Genomic DNA, 16,834 nt, shown 5'->3' with positions numbered 1-16,834 from the left:
CGTCGAGGAGCCGGCCGCCATCGAGGGCGGCCCGCCCTGACCCCCTCGACAACGCCCTGCCCGGCATGCGGCGTCCCCGTGATCCGTACCCCCGGGGGTGGCCTGCTCGACCCCACCCCGCACCCCCTCGCCATCACCCGGGCCAACGGCCGCCGGATGCGCCCGGCCGACGTGATCGCCTGCGCCACCGGCCGCCGGCCGCCCACCGGGCATCACCCGCACCGGCCCGGCCTGCTCCCCCCGTACGACTGCCGCCCCCCGAAGGTCGAGCAGCTCGCCCTCGACCTCGACCTGAGAGAGATCACCCGATGAGCTACGACGCCCGCGAATGGGTGTGGGACCACAGCAGCAGCAAGGGCACCGCCCGCATGGTCCTGGTCCTGATCGCCGACCGGTGCGTCGACCGCCGATGCACCGCGTACGCGTCCGTAACAGCCCTGATGAAGCGCGCCAACGCGTCCCGTACTGCGGTGCGCGACGCCCTCGACAAGCTGCTCGCAGGCGACGAGCTTGTGCTGCTCGCCGGCCGCAAGGGCCCGCGCGGAGAGACGTACTACTACCTCCCCGCCGCCGCCCGATTCCTCGCCGAGCAGCCCGCGGAGGGGGACCGGAATGCGGCCCCCGGGGGACCGGAATCCGACCCGGCCGACCCCGTCGAGGGGGGACCGGAATCCGACCCGGGGGACCGGAATACGGCCCCGAGGGGGACCGGAATGCGGCCCGGCGCAGGACCGGAATCCGACCCCCAGAACAGAAGAGAACCGAAGGTGAACGGTAAGAGAGCTGCTGCTCTCTTGCCCGCCGCCGAGTGGCAGGTCGACGAGGACACCCTCGCGTGGGCCCAGCAGCAGGGCCACCTCGACCGACTAGGCGAGGACGGGATCGACGCGGCCGACGGGAAGTGGCGCGCCTACCGGGCCCCGGCCGCCCCCAGAGCCGCCGCCGGATGGGCCGCTGACTGGCGCGCATGGATCGCCCGGGAGCGCACGCCCACCCCCGGCCGGCCGAACCTCTACGCCCTGCCCGGCGGATCCCCCGCCCCCGCGGCCGGCATGACCCGCGCCGAAGCCCACACCGCCGCCCTGCTCGCGGCCCTCGACGACACCCCTACCGGAACGGAGTAACCCCCATGGAACGACGCGAAGTTGCCGCCCTGCTCGCCTACGCCGGCCGATGTGACCCCCGGACCATGCGCACCAGTACCGCCGAGGCACGCGACCAGATCGACCAGTGGCACGAGCTGCTCGGCGACGTGCCGCTCAGCACCGCCGACAACGAGTGGGACGCCCGACGGGTGATCAAGGCGCACGCGCTCAGCAGCCCCTACCCGGTACTCCCCGCCGACGTCGGCCGGGAGTGGCACACCTACCGACGCGCCCGTATCGCCGTGCACTGCGACCCGACGCCGGCCGCCGACCCGGACGACCCGGCCGCATGGCGTGCCGAGCTGCTCGGCACCCGGCATGCCGTCATGAGCGGAGCAGCCTCCCCCGCAACTCAGCGGGAGATCACCAGCGGCGGCCCGCACCCGGACCTCGCCGACCGCATCGCGGCCATCGGTTCATGCATACCGCCGGCCGTCCGGTCACAGCTCGCTCCCTTCCGGACCGTGCGCGCCGCACGCGAGGCCGCCGTCGCCGAGGGACGCCCGGACCCGCTCAGCGTGCCCTGCCCGTGCGAGTGGTGCCGCGCCCCCGCGGGCAAGCCGTGCCGCAACCGGCGCGCGGACCGCCACGGTGCCGCCCGCAGCAACGCACCGCGCCCGCCCCACCCGACCCGCGTTGACGTCGCCGCCATGGCCCTCGCCCGACAGGAGCACGCCGCATGAACCGTCCGCAGCCGGACCGCACGCCCGACGAGGACCCGCTCGACGACCTCGACCTGTACGAGCAGCTCATGAGGCAGGGCCCGACCAGCGGGGACAGCCGCGGACGGGTGGCGTGCCGTCACGTTGTTAACGGCCGCGGGATCCGCTGACCCCCCGGTTTTCTGGGACGACAACGCCGACCCATACCCACTAGATTTCACGTACGATTCGTTTTCACTCGATTCGTTTCACATTCGAAAGAGGAGAGCCGTTGTCCGGCGAGACCGTCATCACCCTTGTTGGAAACCTGGTCGACGACCCCGAACTGCGGTACACGCCCGCCGGCGTCGCCGTCGCAAGTTTCCGCGTCGCCTCGACCCCCCGCACGTTCGATAAGACCGCCAACGAATGGAAGGACGGGGAAAGCCTGTTCCTGACCTGCTCGGCATGGCGCACCCTCGGCGAGAACGTCGCCGCATCCCTCGGCCGCGGAGCACGCGTCATCGTGCAGGGCCGACTCAAGCAGCGCAGTTACGAGGACCGCGAGGGCGTCAAGCGCACCGTTTTCGAACTCGACGTCGAGGAAGTCGGGCCGTCCCTACTCCGCGCCTCGGTCACCGTCACCCGCACCACGGGCAACAACGCCACCAATGGCCAGCAGCAGCCCCAGCAGCCCGCCGCCGACCAGTGGAGCACCCAGCAGCCGCAACGCCCCGCACAGCGCCCCCAGCAGCCGCAACAGCAGTACGCACAGCAGCAGTACCCGGGCCAGAGCTACAACGACGAGCCCCCGTTCTAACCCTCGCCCGCGACCGGTCGATGCCGCCCCCGCGCGCAGGGGGCGGCGCCGCCGGCGGCCCACGTGCAGTGGTTCACCGCCAACACCGTGAAACCCGCGTTCGTTGCCGTGCACTTCCGGCTGACCGTCAACACCAACAACCGACTGATGAGGAGAAGGAAGCCATGCCGACGCCCACCCGCCGAACCGTCCACCTCACCCGTACCGAGCACGCCCTCGCCCTGCCCGCGTCCCTGCTCGACGTCGCCGCCCTGGTCGACACCGTGCGCGCCGAACTCGACCGCGCCGACCGCCCCGCGGCCGACGCCGCCCTGCGCGTCGCCGAGGGGGAGCTGCTCGCGTTCTACGACGTCCCCCGCGCGGCCGTCGTCACCCGATGACCCCCGAAGCCGTCGCCCTGGTCGTCCTGCTCGCCACGGCCACCGGAACCGCCCTTGCCCTCACCGTCCGCCGCGGTGACCCCCTCGACCGCGAACTGCGCAACCTCGCCGGAAGGACCGACCGCACATGAGCCGCCGCACGGACCGCAACGCCACCCGCACCACGTACCGCGCACAGGCCGACATCCTGCTCGCCCGGTACGCCCGGCACGCCCCCATCGAGGCCGACGCCCTGCGCGTCCTGGTCGAGGCCGAGCGCGCCGAGGGCGACCGCGCCCGACGCGAGGCAGCCGGGCAGCAGGCCGCCGTACGCCGGGAGCAGCAGCGCCTCGCCGCCGCCGAGCAGGCCATCGTCGAGGCCGAGCAGCGCGCCGAGGACGCCGAGCAGGCCCTCGCCGCCATCGAACGGCACCCCGCCGTCGAGGAGCAGCTCGCCGAATCCGAGGCCGCCGGCCTGCGATGGGCCAACTACCTCGTTGCGGCGCAGAACGCATGCGGCGCCCCGAACTGGCCAGCCCTGCCCGACACCATCCGGGCGAGCGTGCCCGAGGCCACGCGGGAGCGGGCCCGCTACCGCCTCGCATGGCGCAGCGCCCGCCGCCGTGCCCTCGCCGCCGAGGGCGCCCTCGCCGCCGAACTCATCACCTGCGCTCCGCTCGACCAGGCCGCCGCCTAGAGCAGGCACCGGCCCGCACATCAGCCCCACCTCGCCGAGGAGAGATCAGCCGTGCAGCACCCTGTTGCCATCCACACCGCCGCCCGCCTGCGCACCATCCGGGAGCAGTGGGGCGCCCTGCTCGCCGCCATCGAGACGCCGCCCGCATCCCGCGAATGGCCCCCGGCCGAGACCCGCGCGTTCCTGAACACCGGGGGCGACGAGGGCGCCAGCCTGGTTGAGGACCGCGCCCCCCTCACACTCCGGCAGCACCCCGCCCCCGCCAACCTCGACGCCCTCGACGTCGCCCTCGCCGTCGAGCGGCAGGTGTTCGACCTCGCCGACACCCTCGCGGTTGCGGCAGTACAGCGCACCGCCCCGGACGACCCGCGCAGGTGGACCTACCAGGACCCGGGCGCAGCGGACGCGCGGACCGCCGCCGGATCCCGCGCGCACGGCCTGCATTGGGCCGCCCTGTTCGTCGAGGGACGCGTACTTGACGAGGACACCGAACCCGAGCTGCTCGACGACACCCTCGTATCCGCCCCGTTTGCGGCCCTGCCCGAGTGGGCACTGCACGAAGCCGCGCGGGTGGCCCGGGCCTGCGAGCAGCGCATCGCCCGCATCGTGGCCCCGGACGCGATCACCAGTGCGCGCACGCTGCCCACCCCGTGCCCGGCATGCGGGGGCGCCCTCACCGTGCGCGCGGCCCCGGCCGACCCGCCGACCGTCACGTGCCGAACGGGCGAGGCGTGCGGAGCCGACACAGGGCGCGACTTCCGGGGCCGGCGCGTGTGGGAGTGGCCGGCCTGCCTCCCCCTGCTGCTCGGCCCCGGGATACCCGCCGCGGTACCCCGCGCCGCGTAAGCGTCAACGTGCCGAGCAGGGCCCGGAATTGACCCCGGGCCCTTTCCTCGACCCTCTTGTGTACTGAGTTCAGAACCCAGTACAGTCGATCATGTCCTCGCCGGACTGCACATCCGGCCCCACGACGACCACGGGAGCTAACCCCATGGAGATCACCGCACGCGTCCGCCAGTCCTCCCACCCGCACCAGGGCATCGAGCAGGCCAAACTCGCCCGGCACCTGGTCCTCGACGTTCCCCTCGACGGCCGCCTGCGCCGCGACGCCGGCGACGCCCTGTGCCGTCCGGCCGTCGACTTCTACGAGCTGGAGCGCGCCGACGTCGAGGGCGACGCGACGTGCCGGAAGTGCTTGGAGCGCGCCACCCGCTACGGCGTGCGCGTCATCCCGGCAGTGGCGCCCGTCAAGGTCGCCCGTACCGCGTTCGACCAGGGCGCCGACGGCCTGCTCGCCGAGCCGACGGCCGGCCGCTACGCCCTGCGCGTGTGCGAGGCACCCCGCGACGTCTGCAACCGCGGCAGGTGCAGCACGTCCTCGACCCGCGCCGCCGGAAGCCTCGACGACGTCACCGCCGCCGGCGCCGCGTTCCGGCACGCGTGGGCCGTCGACCAGCACGGGCGTACCACCGCCATCACGTCGCCGCAGCAGCCCACCGCCGCCGACGAGCAGCTCGACCGGGCCGTCGCCGAGGAGGCCGCACACTTCACCCGCGCGGCCCGGGCCCTCGACGCCGTCGAATACGCCGAGGGGGCCGAGGCCGGAGTCGAGTCCCTTGTCGACGCCGAGGCCCTTTACGCCGCGCGACTCGTGACGGAAGCCGACGCGACCGCCGGTACGTGGCGCGGCCAGTGGATCGGCGCCGATCCGAGCGACGCCGCCCTGTTCCACCTGCCCCACCCAGCCGAGCAGGGAGCTTTGTTCGCCTGACCGCCAGTACCGTTCCACCCGCCCCCGCGACAGTGCGGGGGCGGGCCCACCGAAGGAGAGTCACCCATGAGCAGCGCGCCGCCGTCGACGCCCGACGACCACCTCGCCGAGCACATGCGCGCGGCCCTGCGTGAGTACGACGTCCGCAAAGCCGCCGAACAGGCCGCCGCCGAGTCCCTCGACCACCGCTTGTTGCGGGCCGCGTCTGCGCGCCTGATTTGGAAGGCCATCGAGCCGACCCTGCCCGCGCTGATGACCGAGGCAAGCGCAGACGGCTGGACTCCCGACCGTATCGCGGACGCGTTCGGCGTGACCCCCTCGTATGTGTACCGAAAGCTGCGCGAGCAGCCCACCGACTGACCACATGAAGCGGGCCCGACCGATGACTGCACATCATCAGCGGGCCCTGACCAACGGGAGCTAACCCCATGGCTAAGAGGAACCCTACCCAGACCACCCGGCCGACAGCGCCGGCCCCCGGCACCCGTCCGTCGATCCGCGTTGATGACGCCCTGTCCGACGACCTCGCCGTCATCATGAGCGCTGGCGTCAACATGTCCGACGCCGTACGCGAGGCCGTCACCGTGTGGGCCGACATGCACCGGGCCGCGTGGGCACACGGCATGTCTCCGCAGGGCTCACCGCCGCGCCTGCTCGCCTACGAGCTGGAGCAGCTGACATTCGCACCCCCTGCGACCAGGGATGTTGACGACCTGTCCGACAGGGCCCCGCGCCTGCGCAGGGTGGCGCCGCGCCTGCCAGCGCCCCCGCCCGGGCCGCACATTCCCGCGCAGACGCAGGCCGCGGCCGAGCACCGGTTGCGCGCCGTTATCAATCCGTGATCTAATCGGGGTGTCCCCGGCGTGCCCGGAAACCGACACCCCCCTTTACTCGACGCCCCGCTGTCATCCCCCCCCGACCGCGGGGCGTCGTCATGCCCACGGGAGGTGAGACCGTGCGCGAACCGATCACCGACGCCGACCGCGACCAGGTCCGCCGCCTGCACGCCGAGGGCAAGACCCGCAACCAGATCGCCCGGGAAATCGGGCGCAGCGGCTCGACCGTCACGAAGATCGCCCGCGAATTCGACCTGTCCTTTGAGCGCGGCCCGGAAGTCGTTGCCGCCACCGAAGCCCGCCGCATCGACCTCGCCGCCCGCCGCCAGCAGCTCGCCGAGACGCTGCACCAGGACGCCGAGCGCCTGCGCGCACAGCTCTGGGAGCCAACCGTGATCGGGGCGTTCGGAGGCAAAGACAACGTGTGGTCCGAGCAGCCGCTCGACCGGCCCACCTTTTCCGATCAGCGGCAGATCCTTGCCGCTACCTCCATAGCCCTCGACAAGTCGTTGAAGCTCGCACCCGCCGAAGGGGGCGAGGGCACCGACGACGTCCGTTCGATGCTCGGCACCCTCGGCGCCGCCCTTGCCGACGCGTTCGCCGACGACGAGGAGGCCGACGACGGGGGGTGAGCCGTGCGCCTGCCCCTCGACCTCGACCTGCCCCTGTCCCGCAAGCAGCTACGCAGCATCGGCCGCGCCCGCGCCCGCATCAACATTTGGCACGGGTCAGTTCGCAGCGGCAAGACCGTTGCCTCGCTGCTCGCATTCGTCATCGCGATTGCCGAGGCCGGCCCGTCGGGACTCATCCTGATATGCGGCAGAAGCTTGCAGACCATCGAGCGCAACGTGTTCGAGCCGTTGCAGGATGCCGCCCTGTTCGGCCCCCTCGCCCGCCACGTGCACCACACCCGCGGCGCCACCACGGCCGTCATTCTCGGCCGCACCGTCCACCTAGTCGGCGCATCCGACGTCCGGGCCGAGGGACGCCTGCGCGGCCTGACCGCACAGCTCGCCTACGTCGACGAGGCCACCCTCGTACCCGAGTCCTTTTGGACTCAGCTACTGGCACGCCTTTCCGTGAGCGGCGCGCGACTGCTCGCCACTACGAACCCCGATTCGCCGAGGCATTGGCTACGCGCTCAGTACCTCGACCGGGCCCGCGAACTCAACCTGCGGCACTGGCATTTCAAGCTCGCCGACAACCCCAGCCTGACCCGGCAGTACGTCGCCGACCTGACCGCGGAGTACCGCGGCTTGTGGCGCCGGCGCATGATCGACGGGCAGTGGGTTGTTGCCGAAGGCGCCGTATTCGACATGTGGGACGAACAGGCCCACGTCGTCGATGCCCTGCCCCCGATGCTCCGTTACTGGGCAGCAGCGGACTACGGAACGACGAATCCGTTTGCGCTGCTGACCCTGGGATTGGGTGCCGACGGCCGCCTCTACATCACGTCGGAATGGCGCCACGACAGCCGCGCCGCACACCGGCAGATGACCGACGCCGAGTACAGCACGGCCGTACGCGCCCACCTCGCCGCGCAGCAGATCGAACCGGAGTGGACCTTTATCGACCCGAGTGCGGCGTCGATGATTACGCAGCTTTGGGCCGACGGACACCCGGGCATCACCCGCGCCGACAACGACGTGCGGGGCGGCATCAGGTCCGTGTCGAGCCTATTGGGCGCCGGCCTGCTCCGCGTGCACCGGTCCTGTACCGGCCTGCTCGACGAGATCCCCGGTTACGCATGGGACCCGGCCGCCACCGCCAAGGGCGAAGATCGCCCGATCAAGACGGCCGACCACTCCGTCGACGCCCTGCGCTACGTCGTCCACTCGACTGCGCACGAGTGGCGCCACCTGCTCACCGCACCGCGCGACCTCGCCGCATAGCCCCCGCCACCTGCCACCGCGCCCACGCGTCGGCCTGATCAACGAGCGGGGGTGATCCTGTGCCCCTGCCCGAGAACGGGACCACGTGGCCGCCGCGGGACATCGCCCCCTTGTACGCCGATATCAAGATCGACGACGCGTGGTACAGCGGTGACCCGCAGCGCCTCGCCAAGGTCTACCGGACCGGACAGGCCCACCGGGCCGACGGGCGCCGCCGCCTGTGGGGCCGCCACCGGGAGCCGGGCAAGCCCGACCGCCGCCTGCACATCCCGCTCGCCGGCGAAATCTGCCAGACGTCCGCCGACCTCTTGTTCGCCGACAGCCCCATCGTCACCGTCGAGGACACCGACACGCAGGACCGCCTCGACGAACTGCTCGACGTAGGCGGCGTGCCCGAGCTGCTGCTCACCGCGGCCGAGACCGCCGCCGGCCTGTCCGGCGTTTTCCTGCGCGTCACGTGGGACCGCGACGCCGCGCCCGACCGCCCCCTGCTCACCGCCGTACACCCCGACCAGGCCGTGCCCGAGCACCGGTTCGGGATCCTGACCGCCGTCACGTTCTGGCGGGCCCTGCCCTCGACATCGTCGACCGTATGGCGCCACCTCGAACGGCACGAGCGCGGCCGGATCCTGCATGGCCTGTACGAGGGAACCGACGACCAGCTCGGCCGCCGCGTCCCCCTCACCGAACACCCGGGCACGGCCGGCCTCGCCGTATCCCTCGGCCCCGAGGGCGACGCCATCGACACCGGCGTCGACCTGCTCACCGCGGTATACGTCCCCAACATCGCACCCAACCGCCGCCACCGCGGATCCCCCTGGGGGCGCAGCGACCTACAGGGCGTGCACGACCTGCTCGACGCCCTCGACGAAACGTGGTCGAGCTGGATGCGCGACATCCGCCTCGCCCGCTCCCGGATCATCGTCCCCGACGGGTACCTGCGCAGCCGCGGGCCCGGGCGGGGAGCCGAGTTCGACGAGGACCGGGAGGTGTGGCAGACCCTCGCCATCCCTCCGACCGAGCAGGGCAACGGCATCACGTTGTCGCAGTTCTCCATCCGCGTTGAAGAGCACCGCACGACGGCCGAGGCCATCGTGCGGCAGGCCACGACCGCGGCCGGATACTCCCCGACATCGGTCGGCCTCGACGGAGACGGAGCCGCCGTCACCGCCACCGAGATAGCCGCCCGCGACCACCGGTCGATGGTGACCCGCGCGAAGAAAGCGAGGTACTGGCGCCGCGCCATCGCCGAAATCCTCCGCGTCCTGCTCGCCGTCGACCGCGCCCAGTTCGGCGCCCGCACCGCCGACGAGCGGCCGACCGTCGACATCGGCGACGGCGTCGCCGAGGATCCCGGCAGCACCGCACAGACCCTGTCCCTGCTCGCCCAGGCACAGGCCGTCAGCACCGACACGAAGGTGCGTCTACTCCACCCGGATTGGGACGACACGGCCGTCGCCGAGGAAGTCGCCCGCATCCACGAGGAGACCGGGCAGGCCGCCCCCGACCCCGTCGGGAGTTTCCCGCTCGCCGCCTGATGAATGCCAAAAAAGTCCGACCCATGCTAATTCAGAGTCAGGCCACAGGCAGCAGCGTGAAACCAGCTTCTCCGTGATACACGTGATGAGTCTTCCTATACTCCACCGTATAGAGGTCGTCAGGCCCGAGAGGGCGAAATGTCTTGAACATCCACAAAACCTCGGGCTGATTGTCTTGATCGAAAGGCATTTTGACCGTCGGGTGGTAAATGAACGTGTAGCCGTTACTGTTCCTACCTGCAACCCATCGCTGATCAGCGGCGTCGTCCGCGCAGTCAGCAGTTCCGGGCTGCAACCCAAAGAAGTTCTCATAGCGGCCCATGCATTTTCCCTCTTGATTCACGAGCTGCCGCGTTTCAGGCTTATACGTCCACACGTAAACCTTGTCACTATCGCAGGAAATTCCAGTGAAGTCCTTCTTGTCGAGGCCCCGTGCCAGACAATCCTTGTTCCTGATCTTGAATTTTCCGGTTGGGAAACCATTACTGTCGGCAACTACGGCAGGTGAAGTGGCGGTGGTACTGGTGGTCGCGCTGGCAAGAGTGGCGCCAAACGCGATTACTCCCGCAGTAGCCGCGGCCAGACAAGCGGTTGTCCTACCAAGGTTGCTCATGAGTTCCTCTACTTCCTGTCGATGATGCGAAGCGGGCAAGCAATCGGATGCCCACCGCCGACCAACGAGCAAGGCAGCGGGTAGCTACGGGGACGATCGGGTGATCGCCGCAACAGACCTGCCCGGCCTCGGCCATTGGGGGTGCACCATGCCTGTGTCCCCCGATCAGGTCGAGTACCTCGCCGCTCACACCGCGGACCTGTACGCCGACGTCGAGCGGCGCCTGCTCGCCCTGTGCGCGCGGCAGCTCGCCGTCGGCATGGAAGCCCCGGGGTGGGCCGTCGCCAAACTCGGCGCCGTCGCACCCCTGCGCCGCGCGGCCGACATGCTGCTCGACTCCCTCGCCGGACCCGTCGACAAGGAAGTGCGGCGCGTCGTCGCCGAGGCGTACGAGTCCGGCCGGCATTCCGCCCTCGCCGAGCTTGGAGTGCTTGGCGACGACGACCGCCGCACGGTGGCCGAGCGCACCCCGCAAGCGCAGGCCGTCGACCGCCTCGCCGCCGAAACCATCGAGACCGTCACCGCCACCCACCGCGGGATTCTCCGCGCGACCGAGGACGGATACCGACGAGTCGTCGCCGAGGTCACCGCGGCACCCCTGCTCGGCACCGAATCACGCAGGCAGGCCACACAGCAGGCCATGCAGCGTTTTGCCGACCGCGGCGTATCGAGCTTCCGCGACCGCTCCGGCCGCCGATGGCAGCTCACCAGCTATGCCGAAATGGCAGTGCGCACCAGCGTGGCCCGGGCCGCAACCGAAGCCCACATGACCACCCTTGCAGCCGCCGGCGTCGACCTGGTCGTCGTCAGCAGCAGCCCCCGCGAATGCCCCCTGTGCCGCCCGTGGGAACGAAAGATCCTGTCCATCGGCGGCCCGGCCGGCGCCCGCACGGTCGACGTCGAGCACGCCACTATCGACGGCCGCATGATCCGCGTGGACGTCGCCGGAAGCCTCGACGAGGCCCGGACCGCCGGCCTGCAACACCCCAACTGCCGGCACAGCGTGTCGTCGTACAGCGTCGGCATCACCCGTATCGAGGACGCCGAGCAGGACCCCGCCGGATACGACGCCGGACAGAGGCAGCGCGCCATCGAGCGGAAGATCAGGCAGTACAAGCAGCGCGCCGCCGCGGCCGTCACCCCCGAGGGCAAGCGCGCGGCCGAGGCCAAGGTGCGCCAGTGGCAGGGCGCACAACGTCTTCACCTAGCGTCACACCCCGACTTGCGCCGCCTGCGCCACCGCGAACAGCCCGGCGCATCGAACCTCCCAGACCCGCAGGTCAGAGCACCCGAAGACGTTCTGCAGGCTGCTCGCGTACGCTCCGGCGACAACGTCACCCTGCGCGAAATGAGCGACGAGCAGCTCGCCCTCGCCACCCGGCCGGGAGTCCTCGACGACCGCGACATCGCCCGCATCGGCGCCGAGGCAGACCGCCGCGACGCCGCCAACCTGCGCGCGGCAGTCTTCCCCGACGGCCGCCTGCGCGCCGACCTCGCCGACACCGGCGACGACGTCCTCTCATGGGCGCAGGCCCACGCCACCGACGACGAGCTGCTGCGGATCGCCGAGGAACTCGACCGCCGGTACCCGGGCCCGATCCCCGAGTTCCCCCTGCCCATGGGGAACGACGTCGACGACGTCCTCGCCGCGTCCGCCGCCCTCGACGACGCCCTCGCACCGGGGGCGCCGCCGACGGAATGGGGCCGGTACGCGGACGTCGCCGACGACGACCTGCCCGCCGCCGCGCACCTCGCCGACCAGGACCCGGCCGATACGCCCGTGCACAAGGTCACCCGACGCGAGGCCCGAGAGATGCATTTCGAATGGGCCATGCTCCAGATGCAGGCCGCCGAGGACGCGACAAACGGGTACCTACTCAACCGCCGCGGCCTCGCGGCCGGCGTCGATCCGGGGTCCCTGTTCACCGGCCCGGCACGGATCGCCTACGCCTACGCGTCCGACGAGCTGAAAAGCTTCTGGCGGGCCCAACCACGCAAGACGCAGCAGGAGTTCGTTGCCGAGGTCACAGGCCAGAACATGGCCGATGTCCGGGCGGCACAACAGGCCATGTGGGACGCTCGGAACAAGCACGACGGGTGATCAAAGGGGGCAGCATGGGAAGCCGCGTGCAATTGACGCAGGCACTGCTCGCCGGCCGTACCGCGGCCCGCGACAACGAACCCATGACCGCCTGTCCCCACCCGCCGCGGACACTGCTACGGACCGCATGGCTACGCGGATACGGGCAGGCCACCGCGCCCACCGAGTAACAGCCCCCGCAGCACCCGCACACCCCGAAGGGCCCACCGACCGGTGGGCCCTTTCGCATGTCCCCACACCATCACGGAGGGCCGACCAGCCATGCCCGAAAGCCAGACCCCCGCCACCCCAGCCGCACCCGCCGCGGACCCGAGCACGGCCCCCGGCACCACCGCCGCACCGGCACCCCCGGCACCGGCACCCCCGGCACCGACGCCGGCCGCACCCGCAGCCCCGGCCGCCGACCCGGCCGTCGAGCAGCGCGCGACCGTCGCCGAGCAGGCAGCCGAGCAGGCCAAGGCCGAACGCGACGAGCTGCTCGCCGGCCTGCGCCGCGTCCTCGACCCGAGCGGCGCCGCCACCGAGCAGGACCCGGCCAAGCTCGCCGAGCAGGCCACCGCCGAGCGCGACAACGCCGTCGCGGAAGCGCAGCGCCTGCGGGTGGAGCTCGCGGCGCACCAGGCCGCGCACGCGGCCGGCGCCGACCCGGGCCGCCTGCTCGACTCCCGCACCGTCGAGCGGCAGCTCGCCGCCCTCGACCCGGCCGCCGAAGGGTTCGCCGACAAGCTCGCCGCCGTCATCACGTCCGCGGTCGCCGCGGCCCCGCACCTGCGCGCCGCGACCAGCCCGGGCGGCCCGCCGTCGGGCGGCGCCGACTTCACCCCGGGCAGCACCCCGGATCCGACCGCCGAGCAGTTCGCCCGCATGGGCTACGGCGAACGCGTCGCGCTCCACCAGTCCGACCCCGCCCTGTACGCGCGGCTGTCCGCCGCCAACGAGTAAGGAGGGCAGCCGATGCCCGCAGGAAAGACCACTTCCGCACAGATGATCGTGCCCGACGTCTGGGCCGACATGGTGCAGGCCAAGTTCAAGGGCGCAATGATCCTCGGCACCCTCGCCGAGGAAGACAGCACCCTCGAAGGCAAGCCGGGCGACAGCGTCCAATTCCCCAAGTGGAAGGCCCTCGGCGAAGCCGAAGACCTGACCGAGGGAACCCCGATGACCACGGAGCAGCTCGGCACCGACCCGGGCGCAACGGCCACCATCAAGGAAGCCGGTAAGGCCGTCGAGATCACCGACAAGGCGAGGCTTGTTGCCTACGGGGACCCGTTCGCGGAGACGCAGCGGCAGCTCGGCGTCCTGATCGCCCGGAAGATCGACAAGGACCTGACCGCCGCGGCCGAGGCCGCGGGCGTGATCACCGTGGACGCGTCCACCAAGGCCCTGAGCTGGGACGTCATGGTGTCCGGAGTCGAGAAGTTCGGGGATGAGTGGGACCCGGAGAACATGGCCGGCCTGGTCATCCACTCCATCCAGCGTGCGGCCCTGCTGCGCGACCCCCTGTTCATCAGCGCCGACAAGCTCGGCGCCAACGCCGTCATCCCGCGCGGCGTGATCGGGCAGATCGGCGGCGTGAACATCTTCGTGTCGGACCGCGTCACCGTCACCCCGGGCGCGACCCCCACGTACAACGCCCTGCTGATCCGGCGCGGCGCCCTCGGCCTGCTCTACAAGCGCCGCCCCTTGGTCGAGACCGACCGCGACATTCTCGCCCGCACCACCGTGGTCACGACGCACCTGCACTACGCAACGCACCGCCTCGACGACGAGGGCGTCGTCGTACTCAAGACCAAGGGTGCGTGACGTGTGATCCTGCGCCGCCACCACCCGCGGGGAAACGATTCCCCACCCGACGACGAGCAGCCCACCGACGCCCCGCCGGCCGACCAGCCGACGGGGCGTTCTGCTGCCGCCAAGAAGGACGCCGAGCAGGCCGACGGGGGGTGAGCCGTGGCGCGGATCTATGCCACCCCCGAACAGCTCGCCGCCTACACCGGGGCACCTGCGCCCGAGGGCGTCGAGCGCCTGCTCGCCCGCGCCAGTGAGGACGTCGACGCCGCCCTGCTGACCGCCTGCTACGCCACCGACGACGACGGAGACCCCACCGACCCGGCCGTCGTCGCGGCCCTGTCCGCCGCCTGCTGCGCTCAGGTCGAGTACCAGCTCGCCACCGGCGACGACGGCACCGGCGCAGCCGGGCAGTGGGACGCCGTATCCATCGGCCCCGTCAGCCTGTCCGGCCGCAAGTCCGGCCCGCCGGCCGCGTCCGGCGTCGACCTCGCCCCCCGCGCGCACCGCGCCCTACGGGCCGCCGGTCTACTTCCGGGGGTGATCTGGTGAGGGTGCCCGACTCCCTGCTGCGCCACCGCGTCACGGTCGAGCCTTACCGGGGCGACTCGGCGTACGGCCCGATCTACGACCCGCCCGCACAGGTGCGCGCCCTGGTCATTGCCAGCGTGCGGCAGGTCCGCCGCGCAAGCGACGGCCGGGAAGTCGTCAGCTCGGCGCAGGTCATTGCCGCCCCGGGCCTCGACTGCCCGCCCGGATCCCGCCTCACCCTCCCCAGCGGCCGGACGACGACCGCCATTTCGACCGCGGACCACAGCGCCCCGGGCCTGCCCGTCCCTGCCTGCACGGAGGTGGTGTGCGAATGACCGCCCGCGCCCGCCTCACATGGAACGGGGCCGCCCTGCGCGGCACCCGCGCAGGCGCCGCCCTGGGCCTACGCCTCGCCGCCGAGCACGTCCTCGAAGTCTCCCGCCGTCGCGTCCCGATCGAAGAGGCCACCCTCGAACGCTCCGGCGTCGCGTCCGTTGACGAGGACTCCCTCACCGCCGGCGTGTCCTACGACACCCCGTACGCGGTCCGCCAGCACGAGGAACTCAACTACCGCCACGACAACGGGCGAAGCGCCAAGTACCTCGAAGGGCCCTTGACCGAAGAGGCCGACACCGTCGCGGAGATCATCGCCGCGCAGGTGCGCAGGTCCCTCCGTGGCTGACCTGCTCGACGGCATCGCCCGTCACCTCGCCGCCGCCGGCCTGCTCACCTACGACCCCACCGGCCGCACCGGCGACACGTTCGTCGAGGCCATGCCCCCGGCGCCCGACCGCGCCGTATCGCTCGCCCTGTACGACGGGCCCGCCCCCGACGCCCGCGACGACGTCGAGCAGCGGCGCCTACAGGTCCGCGCCCGAGGCACTGCCGACCCCCGCGTTTCCCGCGCCCGCGCCGAGGCCCTGTACCGCGCGCTACACGGCACGGCCGGCGTCGAGCTGCCCGACGGTACGTGGCTCATCCTCGCCGCCGCCCGCGGCACCCCGGCCCCGATAGGGCCCGACTCCACAGGCCGACACGAGCACGTCGTCTCTTTCGACCTCGACGTCGCCGGCCCCACAACAGACACAGGAGGCACCCCCCATGGCCGGACGGCCGATTGACGCCCGCGGCTGGATTTTTGAAGTCCAGGACGAGGACGCGCAGACCGACACGTGGTTGCCGATCACCGGCGTTACGACGTTCACCCACAACCCGGGGGAGAACGAGGAGACGGTCGAGACCGTCACGTTCGACAGCGACGGGCAGTACGAACAGGACGTGATGCAGCGCGGCGCCTCGCTTGAGATCGAGGGGCAGTACCGCATCGACAAGACCACCAAGAAGCAGGATCCCGGGCAGGCGTACATCGACCACGTGTGGGCGCAGCGTCTCGGAATCGACTCCCGCAACAAAGTGCGTTGGCGCCACAACACCCAGACCACATGGGTGATTTGGGAGGCCACCGTGACCCCGGGCGAGCAGGGAGGCGGAACGAACGACAAGACGAGTTGGTCCGCCACCGTGACCCGTTGCGGCGCCGCGACGTCTGCGCAGGTGGCCCCGTGACCGAGACCGAGTACGACGTCGTCGACCAGGACGACGAGCAGCTCGACCAGGCGGCCCCGGCCGACTTTGACGCGTTCTTCGCCGAGGAGGCCGGCACCCGGCCGCGCGAGCAGCTCACCCTCTACAGCACCACGTACACCCTGCCCGAGTCCCTCCCGCTGCTCTTCACGCTCCAGATGGAGCGGGTCCAGACCTCCAGCGACCCGGCCGACGTCCGCCGGATGCTCTCCACCCTGTATGGCCTCGACGTCCTCGATGTCTGGGCCGACCACGGCATGACCGACCGGCAGCTCGGCGTCGTGCTGATCTACTCGGCCGCCAACATCCGCCGGCCGGGCAGCGTCACCATGGCCAGGGCCGCGGAGATGTACGCCGAGCAGGAAGCGGGAAAAGCCGCGGCGCCGAACCGGGCGGCCCGACGGGCGAAGCCGAAGAAGAAGGCGAGGACGGCGCCGGTTTCTGGCGCGCGATCCTGACCCATTGGGCCGCCGTCGAGGGTGACCTCGCCGAGCAGTACGGCACGAGCGCCCGCGACC

Annotated in this window: 26 protein-coding genes; 25 read left to right on the top strand and 1 reads right to left on the bottom strand. The window is 71.6% G+C overall.

Annotation, left to right across the window (positions count from 1 at the left end; translation table 11 throughout):
* The first annotated feature begins 78 nt into the window (after positions 1 to 78).
* From ACWCP2_RS03010 to ACWCP2_RS02940, 15 genes are all read left to right on the top strand, one after another.
* A complete protein-coding gene (locus ACWCP2_RS03010; RefSeq protein WP_450906827.1) occupies positions 79 to 312 on the top strand; it encodes a hypothetical protein in 234 nt (77 codons plus the stop codon).
* Positions 309 to 1,124: a helix-turn-helix domain-containing protein gene (locus tag ACWCP2_RS03005; RefSeq protein WP_450906826.1), complete on the top strand. Its 816-nt coding sequence runs from the start codon at positions 309 to 311 to the stop codon at positions 1,122 to 1,124. Before ACWCP2_RS03010 ends, ACWCP2_RS03005 begins: the two co-directional genes overlap by 4 nt.
* A gap of 5 nt (positions 1,125 to 1,129) precedes the next feature.
* Positions 1,130 to 1,828 (top strand): zinc finger domain-containing protein, encoded by a 699-nt coding sequence (locus ACWCP2_RS03000; RefSeq protein ID WP_450906825.1) that lies wholly within the window; start codon positions 1,130 to 1,132, stop codon positions 1,826 to 1,828.
* Entirely contained in the window at positions 1,825 to 1,977 is a 153-nt protein-coding gene (locus ACWCP2_RS02995) for a hypothetical protein (protein ID WP_450906824.1), read from the top strand. Before ACWCP2_RS03000 ends, ACWCP2_RS02995 begins: the two co-directional genes overlap by 4 nt.
* Positions 1,978 to 2,078: 101 nt before the next feature.
* Entirely contained in the window at positions 2,079 to 2,606 is a 528-nt protein-coding gene (locus ACWCP2_RS02990) for a single-stranded DNA-binding protein (RefSeq protein WP_450906823.1), read from the top strand.
* Between the two features lie 164 nt (positions 2,607 to 2,770).
* A complete protein-coding gene (locus ACWCP2_RS02985; protein ID WP_450906822.1) occupies positions 2,771 to 2,986 on the top strand; it encodes a hypothetical protein in 216 nt (71 codons plus the stop codon).
* Entirely contained in the window at positions 2,983 to 3,117 is a 135-nt protein-coding gene (locus ACWCP2_RS02980; RefSeq protein ID WP_450906821.1) for a hypothetical protein, read from the top strand. Before ACWCP2_RS02985 ends, ACWCP2_RS02980 begins: the two co-directional genes overlap by 4 nt.
* Positions 3,114 to 3,662: a hypothetical protein gene (locus tag ACWCP2_RS02975; RefSeq protein WP_450906820.1), complete on the top strand. Its 549-nt coding sequence runs from the start codon at positions 3,114 to 3,116 to the stop codon at positions 3,660 to 3,662. Before ACWCP2_RS02980 ends, ACWCP2_RS02975 begins: the two co-directional genes overlap by 4 nt.
* A gap of 51 nt (positions 3,663 to 3,713) precedes the next feature.
* Positions 3,714 to 4,508 carry a hypothetical protein gene (locus ACWCP2_RS02970; RefSeq protein WP_450906819.1) on the top strand — a complete coding sequence of 265 codons (795 nt, stop codon included), beginning with the start codon at positions 3,714 to 3,716 and terminating at the stop codon, positions 4,506 to 4,508.
* Between the two features lie 145 nt (positions 4,509 to 4,653).
* The gene (locus ACWCP2_RS02965; RefSeq protein ID WP_450906818.1) at positions 4,654 to 5,433 is read left to right on the top strand and encodes a hypothetical protein; all 780 of its coding nucleotides are present in this window, start codon (positions 4,654 to 4,656) and stop codon (positions 5,431 to 5,433) included.
* A 66-nt stretch (positions 5,434 to 5,499) separates the two neighbouring features.
* Positions 5,500 to 5,793 (top strand): helix-turn-helix domain-containing protein, encoded by a 294-nt coding sequence (locus tag ACWCP2_RS02960; RefSeq protein WP_450906817.1) that lies wholly within the window; start codon positions 5,500 to 5,502, stop codon positions 5,791 to 5,793.
* 68 nt (positions 5,794 to 5,861) lie between these two features.
* Positions 5,862 to 6,275: a hypothetical protein gene (locus ACWCP2_RS02955; RefSeq protein WP_450906816.1), complete on the top strand. Its 414-nt coding sequence runs from the start codon at positions 5,862 to 5,864 to the stop codon at positions 6,273 to 6,275.
* A gap of 113 nt (positions 6,276 to 6,388) precedes the next feature.
* Positions 6,389 to 6,901 (top strand): helix-turn-helix domain-containing protein, encoded by a 513-nt coding sequence (locus ACWCP2_RS02950; protein WP_450906815.1) that lies wholly within the window; start codon positions 6,389 to 6,391, stop codon positions 6,899 to 6,901.
* 9 nt (positions 6,902 to 6,910) lie between these two features.
* On the top strand, positions 6,911 to 8,161 hold the full coding sequence (locus ACWCP2_RS02945; protein WP_450906934.1) for a PBSX family phage terminase large subunit: 1,251 nt from the start codon (positions 6,911 to 6,913) through the stop codon (positions 8,159 to 8,161).
* A gap of 59 nt (positions 8,162 to 8,220) precedes the next feature.
* Positions 8,221 to 9,699 (top strand): phage portal protein, encoded by a 1,479-nt coding sequence (locus tag ACWCP2_RS02940; RefSeq protein ID WP_450906814.1) that lies wholly within the window; start codon positions 8,221 to 8,223, stop codon positions 9,697 to 9,699.
* Positions 9,700 to 9,736: 37 nt separating this feature from the next.
* Here ACWCP2_RS02940 and ACWCP2_RS02935 read toward each other — a convergent pair whose 3' ends face one another.
* On the bottom strand, positions 9,737 to 10,312 hold the full coding sequence (locus tag ACWCP2_RS02935; RefSeq protein ID WP_450906813.1) for a hypothetical protein: 576 nt from the start codon (positions 10,310 to 10,312) through the stop codon (positions 9,737 to 9,739).
* 148 nt (positions 10,313 to 10,460) lie between these two features.
* On the opposite strand from ACWCP2_RS02935, the gene ACWCP2_RS02930 reads away from it, so the two are divergent.
* From ACWCP2_RS02930 to ACWCP2_RS02885, 10 genes are all read left to right on the top strand, one after another.
* Positions 10,461 to 12,413: a phage minor capsid protein gene (locus ACWCP2_RS02930; protein ID WP_450906812.1), complete on the top strand. Its 1,953-nt coding sequence runs from the start codon at positions 10,461 to 10,463 to the stop codon at positions 12,411 to 12,413.
* 261 nt (positions 12,414 to 12,674) lie between these two features.
* The gene (locus ACWCP2_RS02925) at positions 12,675 to 13,355 is read left to right on the top strand and encodes a hypothetical protein (RefSeq protein WP_450906811.1); all 681 of its coding nucleotides are present in this window, start codon (positions 12,675 to 12,677) and stop codon (positions 13,353 to 13,355) included.
* A gap of 12 nt (positions 13,356 to 13,367) precedes the next feature.
* Positions 13,368 to 14,216, top strand: a complete 849-nt coding sequence (locus ACWCP2_RS02920; RefSeq protein WP_450906810.1) for a N4-gp56 family major capsid protein — start codon at positions 13,368 to 13,370, stop codon at positions 14,214 to 14,216.
* A 3-nt stretch (positions 14,217 to 14,219) separates the two neighbouring features.
* The gene (locus ACWCP2_RS02915; protein WP_450906809.1) at positions 14,220 to 14,360 is read left to right on the top strand and encodes a hypothetical protein; all 141 of its coding nucleotides are present in this window, start codon (positions 14,220 to 14,222) and stop codon (positions 14,358 to 14,360) included.
* Positions 14,361 to 14,363: 3 nt separating this feature from the next.
* Positions 14,364 to 14,753, top strand: coding sequence for a hypothetical protein (locus ACWCP2_RS02910; RefSeq protein WP_450906808.1), 390 nt, complete (start codon positions 14,364 to 14,366; stop codon positions 14,751 to 14,753).
* A gap of 2 nt (positions 14,754 to 14,755) precedes the next feature.
* A complete protein-coding gene (locus ACWCP2_RS02905) occupies positions 14,756 to 15,067 on the top strand; it encodes a hypothetical protein (protein WP_450906807.1) in 312 nt (103 codons plus the stop codon).
* A complete protein-coding gene (locus tag ACWCP2_RS02900) occupies positions 15,064 to 15,414 on the top strand; it encodes a hypothetical protein (RefSeq protein WP_450906806.1) in 351 nt (116 codons plus the stop codon). The genes ACWCP2_RS02905 and ACWCP2_RS02900 overlap by 4 nt, the downstream gene beginning before the upstream one ends.
* A complete protein-coding gene (locus ACWCP2_RS02895; RefSeq protein WP_450906805.1) occupies positions 15,407 to 15,853 on the top strand; it encodes a minor capsid protein in 447 nt (148 codons plus the stop codon). Before ACWCP2_RS02900 ends, ACWCP2_RS02895 begins: the two co-directional genes overlap by 8 nt.
* Positions 15,834 to 16,298 (top strand): phage tail tube protein, encoded by a 465-nt coding sequence (locus tag ACWCP2_RS02890; RefSeq protein ID WP_450906804.1) that lies wholly within the window; start codon positions 15,834 to 15,836, stop codon positions 16,296 to 16,298. The genes ACWCP2_RS02895 and ACWCP2_RS02890 overlap by 20 nt, the downstream gene beginning before the upstream one ends.
* Entirely contained in the window at positions 16,295 to 16,774 is a 480-nt protein-coding gene (locus ACWCP2_RS02885) for a hypothetical protein (RefSeq protein ID WP_450906803.1), read from the top strand. Before ACWCP2_RS02890 ends, ACWCP2_RS02885 begins: the two co-directional genes overlap by 4 nt.
* Positions 16,775 to 16,834 lie beyond the last annotated feature (60 nt).

It is taken from the genome of Streptomyces sp. NPDC002104, from assembly GCF_053593795.1.
The sequence above is the reverse complement of the archived record's forward strand: the minus strand, read 5'-3'. Positions and strand labels throughout refer to the sequence as shown.